This window comes from Leptospira inadai serovar Lyme str. 10 (genome assembly GCF_000243675.2).
GTDB classification, from domain to species: Bacteria; Spirochaetota; Leptospiria; order Leptospirales; family Leptospiraceae; genus Leptospira_B; species Leptospira_B inadai.
The window spans coordinates 478685-496992 of sequence record NZ_AHMM02000025.1 but is presented as its reverse complement, the minus strand read 5'-3'; the positions used below and the strand labels follow the sequence as shown (position 1 = coordinate 496992).

The 18308-nt window shown below is 42.3% G+C and carries 16 protein-coding genes; 3 read left to right on the top strand and 13 right to left on the bottom strand.

All coding sequences use genetic code 11. The features are described from left to right. Positions 1 to 10: 10 nt before the first annotated feature. Complete coding sequence (locus tag LEP1GSC047_RS18035) at positions 11 to 919, bottom strand: hypothetical protein (RefSeq protein ID WP_020989168.1); 909 nt, start codon at positions 917 to 919, stop codon at positions 11 to 13. A 72-nt stretch (positions 920 to 991) separates the two neighbouring features. Here LEP1GSC047_RS18035 and LEP1GSC047_RS18030 point away from each other — a divergent pair, with 72 nt between their 5' ends. Continuing rightward, a complete protein-coding gene (locus LEP1GSC047_RS18030; protein ID WP_010416508.1) occupies positions 992 to 1558 on the top strand; it encodes a nucleoside triphosphate pyrophosphatase in 567 nt (188 codons plus the stop codon). A gap of 16 nt (positions 1559 to 1574) precedes the next feature. On the opposite strand, the gene LEP1GSC047_RS18025 is transcribed toward LEP1GSC047_RS18030, so the two are convergent. Further along, positions 1575 to 1796: a hypothetical protein gene (locus LEP1GSC047_RS18025; protein ID WP_010416511.1), complete on the bottom strand. Its 222-nt coding sequence runs from the start codon at positions 1794 to 1796 to the stop codon at positions 1575 to 1577. A 123-nt stretch (positions 1797 to 1919) separates the two neighbouring features. Between LEP1GSC047_RS18025 and holA the strand changes: the two genes are divergently transcribed. Further along, entirely contained in the window at positions 1920 to 3029 is a 1110-nt protein-coding gene (gene holA / locus LEP1GSC047_RS18020) for a DNA polymerase III subunit delta (protein ID WP_010416513.1), read from the top strand. On the opposite strand, the gene LEP1GSC047_RS18015 is transcribed toward holA, so the two are convergent. Then, positions 2959 to 3870, bottom strand: coding sequence for an AAA-type ATPase lid domain-containing protein (locus LEP1GSC047_RS18015; protein WP_039935486.1), 912 nt, complete (start codon positions 3868 to 3870; stop codon positions 2959 to 2961). The two genes, holA and LEP1GSC047_RS18015, sit on opposite strands and share 71 nt — an antisense overlap. A 7-nt stretch (positions 3871 to 3877) precedes the next feature. Next, on the bottom strand, positions 3878 to 5452 hold the full coding sequence (locus LEP1GSC047_RS18010; protein WP_039935761.1) for an LIC10012 family protein: 1575 nt from the start codon (positions 5450 to 5452) through the stop codon (positions 3878 to 3880). A 132-nt stretch (positions 5453 to 5584) separates the two neighbouring features. Here LEP1GSC047_RS18010 and LEP1GSC047_RS18005 point away from each other — a divergent pair, with 132 nt between their 5' ends. Then, positions 5585 to 6139, top strand: a complete 555-nt coding sequence (locus LEP1GSC047_RS18005; protein ID WP_010416525.1) for a lipoprotein LipL21 — start codon at positions 5585 to 5587, stop codon at positions 6137 to 6139. 103 nt (positions 6140 to 6242) lie between these two features. On the opposite strand, the gene lenA is transcribed toward LEP1GSC047_RS18005, so the two are convergent. From lenA to LEP1GSC047_RS17960, 9 genes are all read right to left on the bottom strand, one after another. Continuing rightward, entirely contained in the window at positions 6243 to 6998 is a 756-nt protein-coding gene (gene lenA / locus LEP1GSC047_RS18000; RefSeq protein ID WP_010416527.1) for a lipoprotein LenA, read from the bottom strand. A gap of 204 nt (positions 6999 to 7202) precedes the next feature. Then, the gene (locus tag LEP1GSC047_RS17995) at positions 7203 to 8162 is read right to left on the bottom strand and encodes a tRNA dihydrouridine synthase (protein WP_010416530.1); all 960 of its coding nucleotides are present in this window, start codon (positions 8160 to 8162) and stop codon (positions 7203 to 7205) included. Beyond that, positions 8159 to 10672, bottom strand: coding sequence for a DNA gyrase subunit A (gyrA, locus tag LEP1GSC047_RS17990; RefSeq protein WP_010416535.1), 2514 nt, complete (start codon positions 10670 to 10672; stop codon positions 8159 to 8161). The genes LEP1GSC047_RS17995 and gyrA overlap by 4 nt, the downstream gene beginning before the upstream one ends. Before the next feature lie 30 nt (positions 10673 to 10702). Beyond that, positions 10703 to 12616 (bottom strand): DNA topoisomerase (ATP-hydrolyzing) subunit B, encoded by a 1914-nt coding sequence (gene gyrB, locus LEP1GSC047_RS17985; RefSeq protein WP_010416539.1) that lies wholly within the window; start codon positions 12614 to 12616, stop codon positions 10703 to 10705. Between the two features lie 90 nt (positions 12617 to 12706). After that, entirely contained in the window at positions 12707 to 13168 is a 462-nt protein-coding gene (locus LEP1GSC047_RS17980; protein ID WP_010416542.1) for a DciA family protein, read from the bottom strand. Continuing rightward, complete coding sequence (gene recF, locus LEP1GSC047_RS17975; RefSeq protein ID WP_010416545.1) at positions 13161 to 14261, bottom strand: DNA replication/repair protein RecF; 1101 nt, start codon at positions 14259 to 14261, stop codon at positions 13161 to 13163. The genes LEP1GSC047_RS17980 and recF overlap by 8 nt, the downstream gene beginning before the upstream one ends. Positions 14262 to 14273: 12 nt before the next feature. After that, positions 14274 to 15395: a DNA polymerase III subunit beta gene (gene dnaN, locus LEP1GSC047_RS17970; protein ID WP_010416548.1), complete on the bottom strand. Its 1122-nt coding sequence runs from the start codon at positions 15393 to 15395 to the stop codon at positions 14274 to 14276. 327 nt (positions 15396 to 15722) lie between these two features. Next, the gene (dnaA, locus tag LEP1GSC047_RS17965; RefSeq protein ID WP_020989022.1) at positions 15723 to 17030 is read right to left on the bottom strand and encodes a chromosomal replication initiator protein DnaA; all 1308 of its coding nucleotides are present in this window, start codon (positions 17028 to 17030) and stop codon (positions 15723 to 15725) included. A 327-nt stretch (positions 17031 to 17357) separates the two neighbouring features. Further along, complete coding sequence (locus LEP1GSC047_RS17960; RefSeq protein WP_010416553.1) at positions 17358 to 18305, bottom strand: hypothetical protein; 948 nt, start codon at positions 18303 to 18305, stop codon at positions 17358 to 17360. Positions 18306 to 18308: the final 3 nt, after the last annotated feature.

Below are 18308 nucleotides of genomic sequence, written 5' to 3'. Positions count from 1 at the left end.
CCAGGAAAATTCATTTCTTTCCCGCTTCGGTTCCGGATGTCGTTTTTGCTTCGGGAGAGCCGTCTTGTGTCGCCCCGGGAGGCAAGGACCCCCTTCTTTGCTGATAGATTTTCCGAATTGCCTCCTTTTCTTTCTTACGATGGATTTCTTCGGACTCGGTCAGCAATTCCAGACAATCATCCCAATATTTTACCTCTTCTGGGCTAAGATAATCCGTCTCTAAAACGCGATTTTTGGAAAGTTTTGCCTCTGGTTCCAATTTTCCTTCTTTCGTTTTTTCCAAAAGTATCTTCGCTTTATATAGATGGAGCAGTCCCTGCTTAGCGAAGTAAAGTCCTTGTCCTTGATTACCGGATTCTCTCTCTCCTTTGCCCGCGAGCCAAGTATCGCGAAAAATCTGAAGATGCTTCTCCATGACGGGAACGTACTGCCGTCCTTCCGCATCCTTCTCTATTTTTAAATCTACGATTTTCGGTTGTAGTTCCTTTTCCAGCGCATCCGATTTTGCCAAGATATCCTTGGATTGGGTCTCCGCTATTTGATCCAATTTTCCCTTTAAGACCTGGAATGATGCTGAAGCCGAATCCCATTCTCCTCTTTGAAAGGCGGATTCGACTTTCGAATATTCTGATATGAGCGCATCCCATTCGTTTTTTCTTCCGAAATTCAATAACGTTGTCCGCAGATAGCGAAGCACTATCCATGATCTTTTCCTAATCGAGTATGCTCTCGATTTCGGGTCCGCATTCGGGTTGCTTACTGAAGGGGATGTCGAATCGGAGGAATGTTTATTGCTTTCCTCCTTCGAATTTGCCGCCGTTCCCGTTTGAGCCGATGATTTCGAAGTAAGGCTAAAGACTAATAGTAGAATAAATCCGATAGCAAAAGATTTTTGAGATATCCGAAGAAAATGTTTCATCGTTGCAATCCGTTCGTCCAGTGATACCGGGAAAAGGAGTGCCTGGCAAGGCTTTTCTTGAAACATGGATGAATGCTGATCTTACGCTCCCGGTCTCCAAGAAGGCGCGAGATTTTCGACTCGCTTGGACTCTCTTATCTTGTGGATGTGTTCGATGTGGATGAAGCTTCTTTCGGTACGGAAGACTCCCTCGAATATCTGAAAAGAATTACTATCGCCAAACTAGGTCCGGGTCTTCGAAATACTTTGGATGTCCAAGTTTCCGCAGATACGATAGTCGTTCGAGACGGAGCGATTCTTCAGAAACCGACCGACGAAGAAGAAGCGATATCTATGCTAACCGATTTAACGAATCGCGCGCATCTAGTTCTTTCCGGTATGGCGATTCGAAATAGTGATCAGGAAATTTTTGATTATGACGTTTCCAAAGTTCTTTTTTTACCCTGGAAGCGGGATGAAATTCTAGAGTATGTTCGAAGGTGTAAGCCGTATGATAAAGCGGGAGCCTACGGGATTCAAGATCCCCACTCTCCGGTTCGATCCTTTACGGGCTCTTATACGAATATTTTGGGATTCCCGATTCGAAAATTTTTCCTATATCATAGGATTTGGTCTGAATTTTTGGGAAAGGAAAAATAAGAGGAGCAGATTTGGATTAAGCGTAGAAATCGAATAGGCGGCCCTTTGCCGAATTTGATTCCTCGACTTTGCTAGTTCCTTCCGGTCCGTAAAACTTTAGATTCTGACCTAAGTTCGAAAAATCTTTCTGCTTTATAGGATCGACGGGAGGAACGATCGTCCGATTTAAAATCGGCTTCACGTACGTAAGAACTTCCTCCGGATAAGAAATCCTCTGAATTCCGTCGCTAATTTTCATACTTTTTCGGAAAGGAAAGTCTATCCTTTCCAATTCTAGAATCGGCAGTAAACGATTCGAGCTTTAGCCGGATTTCCATGATCATCCGCTTGACTCACCCGGATTTAACCGCAAAATGCTTCTGTGGTATCCGGTACTCGCGAATCTTCCGCTCCCTCCTACGAAAATCTCCTGGACTTTCTCCATAAAGCAAAAGGGGGAATCGAAAAACTGCCTCAGGTTTTGTTCGTCGTTTCCGAAGACTCGTACGAATTCGGACTAGTCAGCGATCTTTATAGGGAAGCATTTCGTAAATCCGGTGACGCATTTGAAGTAGTGGTCTTCGTGTCGGAGCCCGGAGACCTGGAAGCGTTCCAAAACGAAGCCATGAATTTGGATATGTTCGCGGCACGAAAGTTATTCGTAATTAAATCGGGCACCGATTTTTTCAAACCGCTATTAGGTAAGGGTAAATCGAAACTCGGCACCCGAACCCGGTTTTCCTCTTTACCGGAATCGGTAAAAGTTCTTGTCCATTATGATCATTGGGACATTTCCAAAGAACTAATCTCCCTATTCGGGTCGGAGACGAAATATTTCAAATCGGGAAAAATCTATCCTGATAAACGAAGAGAAGCCGTGCTCCGAGCATCTAAGGAGGCCGACGTAAAACTAGACGACCAAGCCGAAGAGGAATTTATTTTAAGGGTGAATCCCAGCGCCGGTTCTTATTTAAAAAATCTTGAAAAAATGAAATTATATTTAGGGAAGAAATCGTTTAAGCTGGAGGATTTAAAGGAAGTATTGTTTCAATCTTCGGAGTTTAGCGCACCTGAAGTCCTGGATTTCTTTTTCGAACGGGACTCTTTGCGTTTTGCAAAAGAATTCTCGAAGTTCCGAATCGGTAAGGATTCGCTTTTACTCTTCCTCTCCTTGCTAAAAGATCATACCGACAAATTACGAAAATTTAAAGTGATTTCGCGCTTTTACGATACTGTTCTCTCCGAAAAAGAACAGTCGGATTTACTGGAAATGCAAAATTACTCCCCTGGAAGAAAAAGCCATATGTTCAGGCGGTTGCGAAAGGAAAATTCCCTTTTTTCGGATAAGGATTTACTCAAACTCTACGACTTCATCATCGATATCAATCGAAAGATTAAAACCGGAGCCGAAAAGGAAGACACTATTTATTATTTTCTCCGGCGGGTGGAGAATTTTTTTCGTCGTCAGGATCGTACAATTCAAACTCGGTGATCTTTCTGTAGATTGTTCTCTCCGAGATTCCCAGTATTCGCGCGGCTTTCTCCCTATTTCCGTTTACGAGTAGTAAATTCTTTCTAATAATTTCCCTTTCATAGTCACGTAACGGAATACCGGTCCGGACTTCCAATCCGTTTTCGTTTCTGTATCGTGTCTCGAATAATTCCGGCGGAAGATGCTTAATGTCCAGAGTTTTAGTATTATGCATGGAAACCATCCCTTCCAGAAGATTCCGAAGTTGATGCAAATTTCCCGGATAATCGTATTCGAGCAGAAAGTTTCCAAGCTTCTCGGAAATTTTAATACTCTTACGATTATATCGCTTACCTACTTCCTCTAAAAAGAAACGGACTAGGGACGGAATATCCTCCTTACGATCTCGCAAGCAGGGAAGTTGTACTTGCAAAGTTTGAATTTCCAGTAAAAGAGATTCCTGTAAAATTCCTTGACGAACTTTTTCATTGAGTGGCGGAGTTTCCGCGAGGATGTATCGATTTCGGCCTTTTTCGGCCCGGATTTTTTGCAGAAGTCGAACTTGATTATTATTTCCTAATTTTGAAAACCCTTCGATCAAAATAAGATTTCGATCCTTGCCTTCCAAATTGGAGAAAATTTCGTTCGCTTCCCCCTCCGATTCCGCTAATCCGAAATCTATGGATATAAAACCGGGAAATTGCGGTTTTGAAAAGGAATGAAATAACTTTCCTACATAACTTTTTCCCGTACCATTTTCCCCCAAGACGAGAACAGGTAATTCCGAAGCCGAAGTTTGCCGGATTCTATCCAGGAGTCTTTTTGTTACGGGCGACAGAGCAACGAATTCAAAATCTTCCATTGGCTGATCAGGGACGGGAGAGTTCCAAGATTTCCCCCCTCACCAAACAATCGAATTTTGATTTCTCCGTATTCTGAAAATAATTTCTTACGCTCGAAGGATCGCAATCCAAAGTCTTTGGTGGGGGATAGGGATACGCCTCAACCGATTCCGGTAGTACTTCGACCCCCTCGGGCGACGATGCGGAAGAAAGAAAGGTAACTTTCCAGGCACCTTTTTTACCTTCGGATAGTTCGAAAAAAGAGGGAAATTGCATCCAAAAAGCTCTTCCTTTGGTTTTTATTAACGCTTTTTTGCCGGAATTTAAAAACCGATCTTTAAGGGAGCCTGCAATTGATTTAGCCAATACGATGGAAAAATTACTGCGGACCGGTTCGGAAGAAATGACTTTTTCCTTTCGGATTTTTTCGTAAATTTCCGAAAGAGCCCAAGGATTTAAAAATTCTCCGGCAGAATAGGAACCGTTCATTTCAACTTTTTCGCGAACCGTTTCATCGATTTCTGCATTCGGATCTAAAACCTGCGGTGTTGTGTACAAGCGTCCACCCTGAAAGACGAGAGTTTTGGAATCTCTTGCCGTCACGATTCGTTGGAAATACGTAACCTCACGAAAGTCCGCGCCCCGGCTAACCGCATCCTTATGCGGTCTTCTCGATTCCGGCCCGGAATATGAGGAATATAAAATGGTCACTTTACATCCGATTTGGCGAAGGGCTTCGATCGCCGCCGGGTAGACGCTATCATTTTTTCCGTCTTTTGCATTGGTCAGTATGATTACGGATAAATCCGGTTTGGTTCCCATTTTATCTTCGGAAACCAGAATTCTACGCAATCGAACCAAAGAATTGCCCAGATCAGCGGTCGTTGATTTACCGGTTGGTTTCCAATCTTTCCATTGATTTCTCAATTCTGCGCGGGATGATTCGGGAAAAATCCTGGAATAACCTTCTCCAAAAACTGCTAAGCGAAATCGAGTTTCGGGTCGCCAGGAAAACGCCTCGATTTGGGACATAAATTCTTTTCTCTCAGGTGCAAAGGAAAACGAACCGTCCACCATAAAGATTTGTAAATTCGGGGAATTGAGGACCTTGCCGCTATTTTCCTTACTTTGCTTCCGTGGAACGAAAGGGAATGAATCCCGGGTCAACTTCTCATATACTTCGAACAAATCTTTCTTGCCGATTGAAGAAAATTCTTCCCAACGAGATAGATTACAATCGAAGACGGATCGATCGATTCTTATCTTGTTTTGGATCTCGACGCTGTCTCTCACGACATAGTCCGTTTTAAATCGCAAACAGGCTTCGCGAAATTGCTCTTTCGACAGTTGAGCGCGCAGATACTCCATCGCATCGGGGTCTTTTTGATCTCGAAATGTATCTTTGATCTTTATCAAATAGGCTTTGCTTGCATAGAATTGACCCAATCTAGACAACTCGAACGGTTTTTCACCCGTTCCCTCTATCGATTGAGGAGCCATCCCTTCCCAATGCCCTGGAAGGAATGCCATCGTCGTCGCTATTGCGTCGCTAACCGGAAGTATTAACAGAGTGGCGCAAATTATGCAGAAATTTTTTGACAATTGTGCGCTGCGAAGAAATTTTTTATTCCTTAGTTCTCTGGAAAAAATAATTTTAAAACATTTCATTAAAAATGGTTGCGGAATCCGTTTAATGGATATATTCCTCAAAACCATCTGATCAAGGAGAAAATGATGATCAAGAAACTAATCGCTATTTCACTAGCGGCTGTACTCTTCTCCTATTGCGGGCCTAACACTGCGCAAAAGGATGCTACCTCTGTTGGTGACGGCGGATGGTCTTTCGAAGGCTGGGGCGGACCCCCTGAACAAAGAAACGACGGGAAAACTCCAAAGGACACCAATCCAAAAGATTATTACTACATGAAGTTTTCTTCTCGGGCATCCGCTAAGGCTGTTGCTAAGAAGAGCCCGGCAATGATGCAATCCACTTGCCGTGAAGCTTCTCGCCTACAAGGCGCTTCCGATGTAGTTAAGAAAATGGTCGGTGAGACCGTCGAATCTGCTTCCGGAGTATCTGACGGTGAAGCAACTGCGAACGTAATCGTTTCGCAATCTGCCGGTATCGTTAAAGGTGTAGGGGTTTACGAGTGTAAAGCTACTGGCGCTGGTTCCGATCCAAAAGACGTTTCTAAAGACAACTGGGAAGAATGTCAGTGTGTTATCTACGCTAAATTCCCAGGCGGCCGCGACGCTCTCGTTGCGAAAGCTCAAGAAGTCGGTAAATAAACACTATCTTCTCTAGGTTTTTAACTTACCTATAAAGGAAAGCCTCACCGTAAAAAGTGAGGCTTTTTTTATGCAAAGATGGATTTCAGCGGAAGGTTTCGGATTACTGCTCGCTCAACGTTAATCCGTATTCGGCAGCTATGGCGTTCGCATCTTCCAAAAATTGATCGCCTTTTTCCGCGACCGATTTAAGTAACTTCGCCGCAGACGATTTTAACTCTTCTTGCTTGGCCGTTTCCGAAATTTTTGCCGACTCGATTAACTTCGTACTGGCATTTCTCAAATTACGCAAGCTATCTCCTAATAAAGGATCCTTTGAAATATTAGGGGAAGCGGGTTGAATCCAAACATCGTAAATATCCGTAAGCTTACCGCCTTTTACGATGGATCCGTAGCATCGCACTTTAGCGAAATCTCCGCTCGCTTCCACTTCCAAGCAATACATACCGCGTTGCAATTTACCCTTCGAGGGGGAAGTCAGGGAATTTTTCGCAAACGCTTGATCTCCTTCCGAAACTACGAAAAGAATCGCGTCAAAGAAATTTTTTGCGGGAGCGAATCCTTCCTTATTATCGACGGTTTTTAATTTTAGATATTCCGTGACGATCTTATTTCCCTTCTTATCCGTTTCCTCATGAGTTACGATTTCTATTCCTGAAACTTCTTCCATTCCGTAAACGAGAGTTGCCTGGTCGGCTTTATTCGTACTGCCCGGCTTCTTATAAATCCACTGATCCCAGCCGGAATATTTAGTACCGACAATTTGATTTTGTTGGGAAGGAATCTCTTTTTTACAACCGACTAGAGTAAAAATGCTAAAAACGACAAGAGCACCTAGAATATTACTCGTTATTTTCATTTGGTCTCATACTCCTTTATGGAAGTCATAATGAGGGATGAATCAAAATTCCTGTCAATCTCATTCCTAAGCCGGTCAAGGACGTAATCGGGAAGATTAAGTTTTATAGTTATTTTTTACCTTCGTCCGTATGGGAAAATGAATTCTCTCGATTGATTTTTGCTTAATTGAATCTAGGAGGTTCGAAAGTATTCGGAAAAGAGATTAAGCGACACAGGTCTTCGAGAAAGAGGAATCCAAGGTTAATAGTAGACTTTTTATCCTCTCAAAATTTTCCTCCTTCAATAATTCGACTCGGATCGGAATAAAATTCTCCTTTCCTTGAAAGTATCGGATCAGATGTTTTCTAAACAAAATTATGCCGAATTTTTCTCCGAACGTTTCTACCATCAATGACAAATGCATCAATGAAACGCTGACCGATTCCGAGACATCTATATTCTGCCGATCTATTCCGGAGAATACCCAAGGATTTCCGATCGAATTTCTACCGATTAAGACTCCATCGACTCCGTAAGTATTCTTTTTATGCAATGCATCCGAATAGGAAATCACGTCCCCGTTACCGAAAATCGGAACGTTTCTCGCCGCTTTTATATCGGCAATCGCATCCCAGTCGGCTTTTCCGGAATAACCCATTTCTTTTGTACGACCGTGGACGGAAATGGCCTGCACACCGGATTCTTCCAAGATACGAGATACTTCCATATAATTTCGTGAAGTATCATCCCATCCCAATCGAATCTTGGCCGTGACCGGAATATCCAGCGATTTACGTAATGCTTCGATGATCTTTCCGGCGTAGATCGGCTTTCTTAGTAGGCCTACCCCGGACCCTCTCATTGATACATTCTTAGTCGGACAACCCATATTCAAATCTATAATATCAGGATTTAATTCCCGAATTCTTTTGGCAGCTTCGACTATAATTTCCAACGTGTTGCCGAAAATTTGAAAACTTACAGGCCTTTCTTCTTCACGAAATCGTAATAAAGAAATCGCCTTCTTTGAGCCAACCGCCAAATTATCCGTCGAAACGAATTCGGTATAAGAGAATGCGGATCCAAAACGTCTTGCCATCGTTCGAGTCGGACTATCGCTGATGCCCGCCATCGGCGACATAGCGAACCATCCCGGAATTTCGACCGACCCGACGCGGATCATTTTTCCTTACTTTCGCCGATTACGGTACAATCTTGGACGCGATCATTATCTTTAATATCGACCACACGAACCCCGACAGCCGTACGGCCCATCTTGGAGATCTGATTCGCTTCCGTACGGATAACCATTCCTTGCTGAGTGACCAGAATAATCTCGTCATCGGCTCCGACTGAACTAACTCCGACTGCGGCTCCGTTCTTTTCCCCGACCTTTAAGAAAGCCATTCCTTTACCGCCGCGTCCTTTGGTGGAGAATTCTTCAAAACCCAAACGCTTTCCATAGCCGTTCTCGGAGATTACGAAAATATCGTCTCCCTCGACTACTTTAGAAAGACCTACAATAGCATCGTCTCCGCCCAATCGCATTCCGGTTACGCCTTGTGCGGCTCGTCCCTGGGCTCGAATGGTATCCATTTCTATCCGGAGAGCCAAACCTTTTCTTGAAAAAATCATCACATCATCGCCCTTAACGACCGACTCTACCGTAATCAACTCGTCTCCGTCGCGAAGGCCGATCGCAATGATGCCCGATTTTTTTACATTCCCGAATTCGGACAACTCTACGCGTTTAATAAAACCTCTACGCGTTACTAAGAGAAGATCCTTTCCCTTATCTTCATCCCGGAAAGTGAATACGGAAGATATATATTCATTTTCGCCCAGACCTATAATTGCCTTTAAGGATTTACCGCGTGCTTCCTTTGAAGCCTGAGGAAGTTCGTATGCTTTCATCATATAAACTTTTCCGATATTGGAAAAAAACATAACGCTGTCGTGAGTCATCGCCGATCTCATGATCTTGACGACATCGTCCCGTTTCTGAGAAAGGCCCTGGATTCCTTTTCCACCCCGGCGTTGCCGCTTAAACGTATCGATCGGTAAACGCTTAACGAATTGATCGTAGGTTATCTGGATAACGATTTCTTCGTCCGCTATCAGATCCTCGGCATTGAAAGTCGAAGACTCGACGCTTTCTAAACTAATTTCGGTTTTTCTTTTATTTCCGAATTTACCGGAAACTTCCTGCAATTCGGTGCAAACGATATCGGAAACTCTTACAGGATTGGATAGAATGTCTTTCAAATCCAAGATTAATAATCGAACTTCTTCTAATTCGTCTATGACTTTTTGAACTTCTAAAGACGTCAATCTCTGAAGTCTCATTTCCAATATCGCGTCGGTTTGAACGTCCGATAGCACGAAGCGTAGCATCAATTGCTCTTTCGCCTCGGCGGCGTTCTTAGAGGCCCTGATCACTTTTATGACTTCTTCTATATTTTCGAGGGCTATTTTCAAGCCTTCCAAAATATGCGCGCGCTTCTCCGCCTTATCGAGATCGAATTGTGTTCTTCGTACTATGACCTCTTTTCGATGGATCGAATAAGCGACTAAAATTTCTTTTAAGTTAAAGATCTTGGGCTTGTTGTCCAAAATCGCAAGCATAGTAATCCCGTAGCTTATCTGAAGCTGAGTCAGTTTAAGGAGTTGATTTAGTATGACCTGTGCGTTGGAATCTTTTTTGCAATGAATCTCGACACGTATTCCTTTTCGATCCGATAGGTCCAAGATCTCCGATATTCCCTCGATTTGCTTTTCATTTACCAGCTCGCCGATTCTTTCCAGAAGAGTTCGCTTATTAACTTGATAAGGAATTTCGGTTACGACGATAATCTCCCTACCTTTTTTGTTTTCCTCTATCTCCACTTTGGAACGAATCCGAATCGAACCCCGACCGGTATGATAAGCGGAAAGCAATCCTTCCCCGCCGATGATGATGCCACCGGTCGGAAAATCGGGGCCGGGCATAATTTTTAACAATTCCGGAATCGTAATATCGGGATTCCGAATCACGGAAACTACCGCCTCGATCGTTTCCTTTAAATTGTGCGGAGGCATATTAGTGGCCATTCCCACAGCTATTCCGGAAGATCCGTTGACTAATAAATTCGGAAAATTGGCGGGAAGAACGTCCGGTTGCTCTTTCGTATCATCGAAGTTGGGCGAGAAGTTTACGGTTTCTTTTTCGATATCTCGTAAAAGTTCTTCGGCGATTTTTTCGAGACGGGCTTCGGTGTATCGATAAGCGGCAGGATTATCGCCATCAATCGATCCGAAATTTCCCTGACCGTCGATTAATGGAACTCTCAAGGAAAATTCTTGGACCATTCTCACGAGAGCGTCATAAACGGCGCTATCACCGTGCGGATGGTAATTACCGATGACTTCCCCGACAATTTTTGCGCATTTTACGTAAGGCCGATCGCTTCTCCAGGCTCGCTCATTCATTGCATGGAGAATTCTTCTATGCACGGGTTTTAGTCCGTCGCGTACATCGGGGAGGGCCCTTCCGACGATTACGCTCATCGCGTATCCTAGATAGGCCTCCTTCATCTGATCTTCTATTTCAACCGGAATTACCCGCACGCCGTTCTTCAGCGCTTCGCCTATATCGGGCCTTGACGCGGGACTAAACCCTAGGGTTTTTATTTCATTTTCCATCTCTTGGCTCATTCGCTTTTAGAGCTCCTATCTTTCTATATATCAGAGGTCTAGGTTCGCAACTTTCGCCGCGTTTACCTCTATGAACCTACGTCTCGGGACTACTTCGTCTCCCATAAGTATATTAAAGGTATCTTCCGCCTCAACGTAATCATCGAGTTTTACTTTAAGTACGACGCGTTTTTCGGGATCCATTGTCGTTTCCCAAAGTTGTTCCGGATTCATCTCACCAAGTCCTTTATAGCGTTGAATTACGGCTTTATCCGTTCCTATAGTTTTCAGATATTCTTCCTTTTCTTTATCCGAATATAGATACGTCGCCGTTTTTCCATGCCTTATCAAGTACAAGGGAGGCTGTGCCACATATAGGAATCCCTTTTCGATAACGGCTTTCATATAACGAAAAAAGAATGTAAGCAATAGAGTCCGAATATGCGATCCGTCTATGTCCGCATCAGTCATAATAAAAATTTTGTGATAGCGGATTTTATCTATATTGAATTCATCTTCACCGATCCCTGTTCCCAGAGCGGAGACCAAGGTCCTGATTTCTTCGTTTCCTAGGATTTTATCCAGTCTCGATTTCTCAACGTTAAGAATCTTACCTTTCAAAGGAAGAATGGCCTGGTAATTCCTATCTCTTCCTTGTTTTGCGGAGCCGCCGGCAGAATCCCCTTCCACTATATACAACTCCGAGCCTGCAGGATCTTTTTCGGAACAATCCGCTAATTTTCCGGGAAGACCTCCTCCTTCAAGAACGGTCTTTCTTCGGGTTAGGTCTCTCGCTTTCCTTGCAGCCTCCCTAGCTTTAGCCGCTAGAATACATTTTTCTAATATTTTCTTGGTTACCGAAGGATTTTCCTCGAAGAAAAGGGACAACCCTTCGCCGGTTAAGGTCTGCATGATTCCTTTTATCTCGGCATTAACCAATTTTTCTTTCGTCTGAGAGTTAAATTGAGGCTGGGGAATCTTTACGGAAATTACCGCGGTTAGTCCTTCTTTTAAATCGTCTCCGGATAATCCCGTCGGCTGCTTTTTTACTAATTGCTGATCCTTTTTAAGAAAGTCGTTTAGAGTTCGCGTTAAGGCGGCTCTAAATCCTTCCAAGTGAGTCCCGCCGAGACTATTGTTGATATTATTCGTAAAACAGAATATATTCTCCGAATACGTATCCGAATATTGAATGGCGATTTCCGCGACTACATCGTCTTTATTTCTTTCGAAGTGAATCGTTTTGTGTAGAGGGTGTTTATTTTCATTTAGATATTCCACGAAAGATACGATTCCACCGTCGAACAGAAAATCGTGTTCCTCTATTTCCGCCTTCCTTGTATCCTTAACGATAAGTTTCAAGCCCTTGTTCAGGAAGGCAAGTTCTCGAAAACGAGTGGTTAATACATCATACTGAAACTCGGTCGTAGTAAAAATGGTCGCGTCCGGTTTAAAACGGACAACCGTTCCGCGCGCTTCGGAATCGCCGATGATACTTACGGGGCCTTGCGGGATTCCTTTAGCATATTTTTGATAATGTATTTTTCCGCGCTGGTAGACTTCTACTTCCAACCATTCGGAAAGGGCATTGACGACGCTGACCCCTACCCCGTGCAACCCGCCGGAGACTTTGTACGCGTCGTTCTCAAATTTACCGCCGGCGTGCAGGATTGTCATAACGACTTCGATAGTAGATATATTTTTATCGGGATGAATGGCGGTCGGAATTCCTCGGCCATCATCTCTGACTTCGATTATATTATCCGGTAAAATGGAGATGGTGATCTCCGTACAATGGCCGGCCATTGCTTCGTCCACAGAATTATCCACGACCTCATAGACCATTTTATGAAGGCCGCTTTCATCCTGCGTACCTATATACATCCCGGGACGTTTGCGGACAGCTTCTAGACCTTCTAAAATTTTAATTTGGCCAGCGCTGTAACTATTGTCTATTTGAGTCACCTTGGTCCTCCAGGATCTAGGAATAGTTTTCCCGAAAACGCTAGGGAGGCAAGGAAATTCGCTTTAATGCTAGGAAAGATTAGAAGTTCGTCAAAGGTATTCAATTAGCTCTAAAAGGCGTTTTCGCGCTTCTGGATCCGCTTCCTTTTCGGCGATTGCGAGTAGATCATCTTTGCCGTTGATTCCGTTACTAGTTCGTTCTATGCCCGTCTTTTTTTTTGTATTTTTCGATAGACTGCCGACTCGAACTTCCAGCTTACGTACGGTGTCCCGACCTAAATAGCGTTTTGACAACGAAAGAATTCGATATTTCAAAAATAAAAGTTCTTGTTTATAGGCCGCATGCGAAACGATTACGATTAACGTTTCCCCCGAAATAGCGGACGGCTCGGATTGATTCGCAAAGATCGGCCCTACTATATCTGACCATCTTTGGGCAAGAGTTCTCAAGGAAATTTGCGTAAGTAAATTGGCTTCGGTCCAGCCGAGGCTTTCAAGGAGTCCCTTGAATTCGTCGATTTCTACTTTATCCGGTTTACCGGGATTATCCATGGATCGCCTGGACCTCACCGTTCCGAACTAGAAAAACCTGTTTTCGATCCTGTAATCTTCCCACATAATCGGAAATCCCTTCCAGATCGGTCGTCGTAAAGAATGCTTGCCCCGCGTTTAAAACGAGTTCAACGAAATATTCTCTTCGTTTAACATCCAATTCTCGGATAACGTCATCTATTAAAAGTACAGGCGTGATTTTTAAAATTTTTCTATAGTATTCAAAAGAAGCTGCCTTTAAGGAAATGACGGTGCTTCTTTTTTGTCCTTGCGACGCAAAATCCATAATATCCATGTCGTTTGTTCCTATGAACATATCGTCGCGATGAATTCCGACGGAGGTGTAGCCGAGTCTTTGGTCTCTAGAAAGATTTCGAACAAGTAGGTTTTCGAATTCTTGCTCGTCGGTAAAACTAGGTTTATAGCGCAACTGTAAATTATCCTTCCCACCGCTTAATAGAGTTAAATTAACCTGATAGAGATTATCTAATTCGTGAATTAAATCCTTTCTTTTACGGTACAAAATTCCGCCTTTCACGACTAATTTGGAATTCCAGACGGAATACAAACTTGCATCTCGAGAGCCGGATTTGAGAAGAGCATTGCGGTGCTTAAGAATTTTATTATATTCAATGAGATCATCGAGGTAAGAACGATCGAAAGAGGACAAAAAACTGTCTAAAAACCTTCTTCGCTCGACCGGACCTCCTTCTACAATTTGCAAATCCAGCGGGGTCATTAGGACGGTTATAAACTTTCCAACCAAATCGGATCTCTTTTTAATCTCTTCCTGATTGAATTTAAGTTTTCTACGAATAGTCGGCTTCTTAGAATATCCGATTTCCAGAATATCTTTCTTATGATCCGATTCGATCTCCGCCTTTATATAAAAACCGTCCTCGTTCCATCGAACTAAATTTCCGTCTTCTGATTCTCGAAAACTTTTTAGCCACGAAACGATGGAAATCGCTTCTAAGAGATTGGTCTTTCCTTCCCCATTTTCACCCACAAAAAAAATCAGCCTGGAATCGAAATCCAAGCTAACACTTTCATGATTTCTAAAATTGAGAAGCCTAAGGCTTCGTAAAAACATTCTCTTTTAGGCTTATATCTTCATCGGCATTATTACCGAAATAAAGTCCGGATCAGAAGGATCTTTGAAAACCACGGGTGAACTGGAATCGCTGAATTCTATCCTGAATTCGTTATCGTCTATGGATTTGAATACGTCGGATAAATATTCTCCTTTAAACGCGACCGTAATCTCATCCCCTGAATAATCGATCGGCATGTTAATACTTACTTCATTAACACCTTGGGTTTGAGCGTAAAAATTCAAATTGTCTTTAGAAAAAGTCAATCTAATCTGGCGTGTCGGCTCTTCTGCGGCGATTAAAGCCTGCCGCAAGTAGATTTGAAAATTCTCCTTCGGAATTAATGCGAAGAATTTAGAGCTCTTAGGAATGACCTGTTCATAGTTAGGAAAATTCCCTTCGATCAGCTTACATAATAATTCTATATTATTCGCGTTCACATAGATTTGATTGTCTACGATTCCTATTTTCCCCGTTTCCGCAGTAGTAATCATTTTCGATATTTCACGGATCGCTTTTGCAGGAATAATAACCGCTTCTTTAAATTTTAAAGGGGACGATAAATTTCTTTCTATCTTGCATAACCTTCTACCGTCGGTCACCGCAAAAATTAATTTGTCCTCCTTCGGAACCATATAAAGGCCGTTAAAGATATAACGTTGATCTTCATGTGCGATTGCATATCCGGTCTTACGGATCATCTCGCCGACAAGAGCGGTCGGGAACTCGGAGATAATAGAAGGATCCACTTTCGAAATGGTTTTTATTTCTTCTGCATCCATTCCATTTAATTTGGTTTTGTAATCGTTCTTTTTCGTGGCATCCGTTATATAAGTTATGCTCGAATCGATTTCGGTATCATTCTTGGATAATAACGCTTCCTCAAAGTGTATCGTTTTAAAGATACTTGATAACTGTTTTGCAGGTAAAGAAATACTTCCCGATTCCTGAACTTCGGCACTTAAAGAAGTTTTAATGGATATCTCGAGATCCGTCGCAGAAATAGAAACCGTGGATCCTTCCGCTTCTAATTTAAGATTTGATAATATAGATCTAATTTCGCGGGCGGATATAACGCCTTCTACGGCATGAATTGATTTTAGGAATTCCGAGGTGTTCACTTTAATCTTCAATTCCCTTACTCCTTTTCAAAATATATTAAGCTATATATATAAGGTTATTATATAAGTACTGTTGTTGTACTTGTACCTGTAAGTATGTAAAAAACTATGTAGCTTAAGAGAATAGGGAAATATGTCGCATATTTATTGGAAAGTACAATTTCCCAGGGATGGAAAAAACCACCCTCGTTCATGATAGCAACGGTAGATAAGTTTGAGTTGATGAGACAGTAATTAAGGCTTATGTCTTATAGACATATTATATGCGTCTAATTTAGATGTTATTTACAATTTAATTTCTATATTATGTCTCTTTTGTTGTGAATCGATTTTTGAATTTTATTGGAATTGGAAGCGCGAAAGAATTTCGTTCACTTTATCGGAGAAGTTTTTATCTTCTTTTATAAGGGATTCAATTTTGCGGACAGCGTGTATCACCGTCGTATGCTCCCCGCCGAAAATTCGTCCGATCTGACTTTTGCTCAATCGATAGCTTTTATAAAGAATGTACATGCAAAGATGTCGAGGTACAATGAGTTCCTTTTTGCGGCTCTTTCCCATTATTTCTTTCGGATCTAAACTGTAAGAATTTGAAACGAATTCGATCACTTTATCATGACTTAATTGAAGGTTTTTTTTCCGAAATATCCTATTTTTAAGGATTTCCTCAATCATAGAAGAGGTAAAGAAAAGGTGTGAGAAAGTTTTTTTATGCAACGCGAGATCATTTAAAGCTCCGAGCAACGTCCTCGTGTCGTCTTGAATAAGATCTGCAATTAATTCTATCGCTTCTTTGGAGAGTCCCAGATTAAGAATTCTGCTCTGTTTTTCCAGTATACCGATTCTGATTTCCCTATCGGGAGGTTGTATGTCCGCTTGAACGCCCGTAACGAACCTAGATTTTAATCTATCTTGAATCGGGAGTTCCGAACTCGGCCGATCGGAAGCTATCACGATCTGTCTCTTGCGCTCGAATAGAAAATTAAATATGGTAAAGAATTCTTCCTGCGTTTTTTCCGCACCCGTATTTAAAAGTTGAATATCGTCGATTAGTAAACAATTATATGATTGATACTTTATCTTAAAGGATTCTATCGCGTCCCTTGATTGTAGGGCAAATAGAAACTCGCTCATGAACGTTTTAATATCGATGTAGTGAACGGTTTTCCACGGATCCTTTTTGGTGATCTCCGAACCGATCGCATGTAGTAGATGCGTTTTTCCGACACCTACTTTACCGAAAAGATAGAAAGGATTAATCTCCGCCGGATTGCGGACACATTCGATGGCGGCGCTATATGCAAGGCGATTGGAGTTTCCTACTACGAATGTATCAAAAGTATAATCCTGGTTGAACGAATATGATTTGTCTCTAAAAGTTTCTTTCAATACGAGTTGTAAGCCCGTCGAAGATTCGAGCACCAACTCGACAGGAATTCTTGTCCCAGTCGTTTTGAAGATAGCATCTTCTATATAGGCTTGGTATTTCTTCTCTACGTGGGTTTTTATATTGGAAGAAGGAGCAACAAGAATGCATTTATCATCGGTCAAGCTATCTAACTGAAGCGTGTGGATGAATTTATCGAAGTAAGTCGGCGGAATTTCCTTAGATACTTCGTCTAGTATACGCTTCCAGCTTGAGTCCAAGCAAAACACTCCTATAAAGTTCTAAGTTCCTGATCCGCCGGCCGCTTTGTTTCCGTATGACTCGGAACTGCACCGGAAAAAAATAAAATTCTGGGGAAGTCGACGAAAGCAAATATCTCCCGACGAGAATACACTATTTTTCCGGGGAGGGTGACCTACAAATGAAAATTCGGGAATCCTTTTAGAATCCTTAGGAAAAACAAAAGAGATTCGGGATAGATAAAATATTATGTCACTTACATAATTAGCAATGATCCGAGTAGTAAAACCTAATGTTCGTTAGGTGAATGGTCTTTTTTTGTCGTACATAATTTTATGTAAGATCGTTTAACGATTAGAGAGAACGCTGAGTTCATGAATGAGTTTAGAGAAAATTATATTCTCTTGTCCGTGGATTTTCTGATGAAGGTTTTCTTTGAATCTAAAAATCGCTTCTAACTTAGGAAAGTTCTCTTCAAATGACGATTTAGAGAACTCCTGAAGTAGTACCAGGCTTACTAAATCCAGAAAGTCCTTAAAAGAAAACCCCTCTTTCCATTCGGGATGATCGTCTTTATAATTCAGGATCCATTCTTCCAAATGCAAAAGATGTAATGGGGTTTGAGCCCGATCTGAAATTTTCGAAAGGACTAAATCCAATGCCTCTTTGGGGCAATCGAACGTTTCCATACTTCCGCCTTGGAAGGAAAAGTATTCTTTTCCTTCTTTTTGATGAAGTTTACGAACGATTTCCTGAGGAAGATACCCGAACGGAATGCAGACAGCACGGCTTACGATAGTTTCTTTCAAAGAATCTAATGAATCCACGAGAAAGATGAATCTAGTAAAGGTCGGGGACTCTTCCAGGGATTTTAAAAGAGCGGTCTCGGCCTCGTTGCCGATCATGGATGCGTCGGGGATAATTATGAAGCGTAATCTAGAAACGTGAGGTTTGTAATACAATCTCGTTCTGATAAGCCATCGAATCGTAAACTCCTCGGGATTGTCTTCACTACCGATCGAGATTTGCTTATTTCTATCCGCAGGAAACCATACGATATCCGGATGAGTATGATGCATGAACGCTTTACAGGAAGGGCAAATGCCGCAAGACGTTCCTTCTAAACATAATACGTGTCGGATGAATCTTTCAACTGCGGCTTCTTTTCCCGTTCCTTCCGGACCGTGAAAAACTAAGAGCGGTGGAATTAAATCCGGGCGAAGAACGTATTTTCTTAGAAAGACGAGGGCCTTCTCTTGACCTTGAATTTCTTCGATACCAAAGCTTATGCCCATGTC

Excerpts from the sequence above, each read along its gene's own strand:
- LEP1GSC047_RS18035 (WP_020989168.1), bottom strand. The coding sequence starts at position 919 with ATGAAACATTTTCTTCGGATATCTCAAAAATCTTTTGCTATCGGATTT.
- LEP1GSC047_RS18030 (WP_010416508.1), top strand. The coding sequence starts at position 992 with ATGCTGATCTTACGCTCCCGGTCTCCAAGAAGGCGCGAGATTTTCGAC.
- LEP1GSC047_RS18025 (WP_010416511.1), bottom strand. The coding sequence starts at position 1,796 with ATGAAAATTAGCGACGGAATTCAGAGGATTTCTTATCCGGAGGAAGTT.
- LEP1GSC047_RS18015 (WP_039935486.1), bottom strand. The coding sequence starts at position 3,870 with ATGGAAGATTTTGAATTCGTTGCTCTGTCGCCCGTAACAAAAAGACTC.
- LEP1GSC047_RS18005 (WP_010416525.1), top strand. The coding sequence starts at position 5,585 with ATGATCAAGAAACTAATCGCTATTTCACTAGCGGCTGTACTCTTCTCC.
- lenA (WP_010416527.1), bottom strand. The coding sequence starts at position 6,998 with ATGAAAATAACGAGTAATATTCTAGGTGCTCTTGTCGTTTTTAGCATT.
- LEP1GSC047_RS17995 (WP_010416530.1), bottom strand. The coding sequence starts at position 8,162 with ATGATCCGCGTCGGGTCGGTCGAAATTCCGGGATGGTTCGCTATGTCG.
- gyrA (WP_010416535.1), bottom strand. The coding sequence starts at position 10,672 with ATGAGCCAAGAGATGGAAAATGAAATAAAAACCCTAGGGTTTAGTCCC.
- LEP1GSC047_RS17980 (WP_010416542.1), bottom strand. The coding sequence starts at position 13,168 with ATGGATAATCCCGGTAAACCGGATAAAGTAGAAATCGACGAATTCAAG.
- recF (WP_010416545.1), bottom strand. The coding sequence starts at position 14,261 with ATGTTTTTACGAAGCCTTAGGCTTCTCAATTTTAGAAATCATGAAAGT.
- LEP1GSC047_RS17960 (WP_010416553.1), bottom strand. The coding sequence starts at position 18,305 with ATGGGCATAAGCTTTGGTATCGAAGAAATTCAAGGTCAAGAGAAGGCC.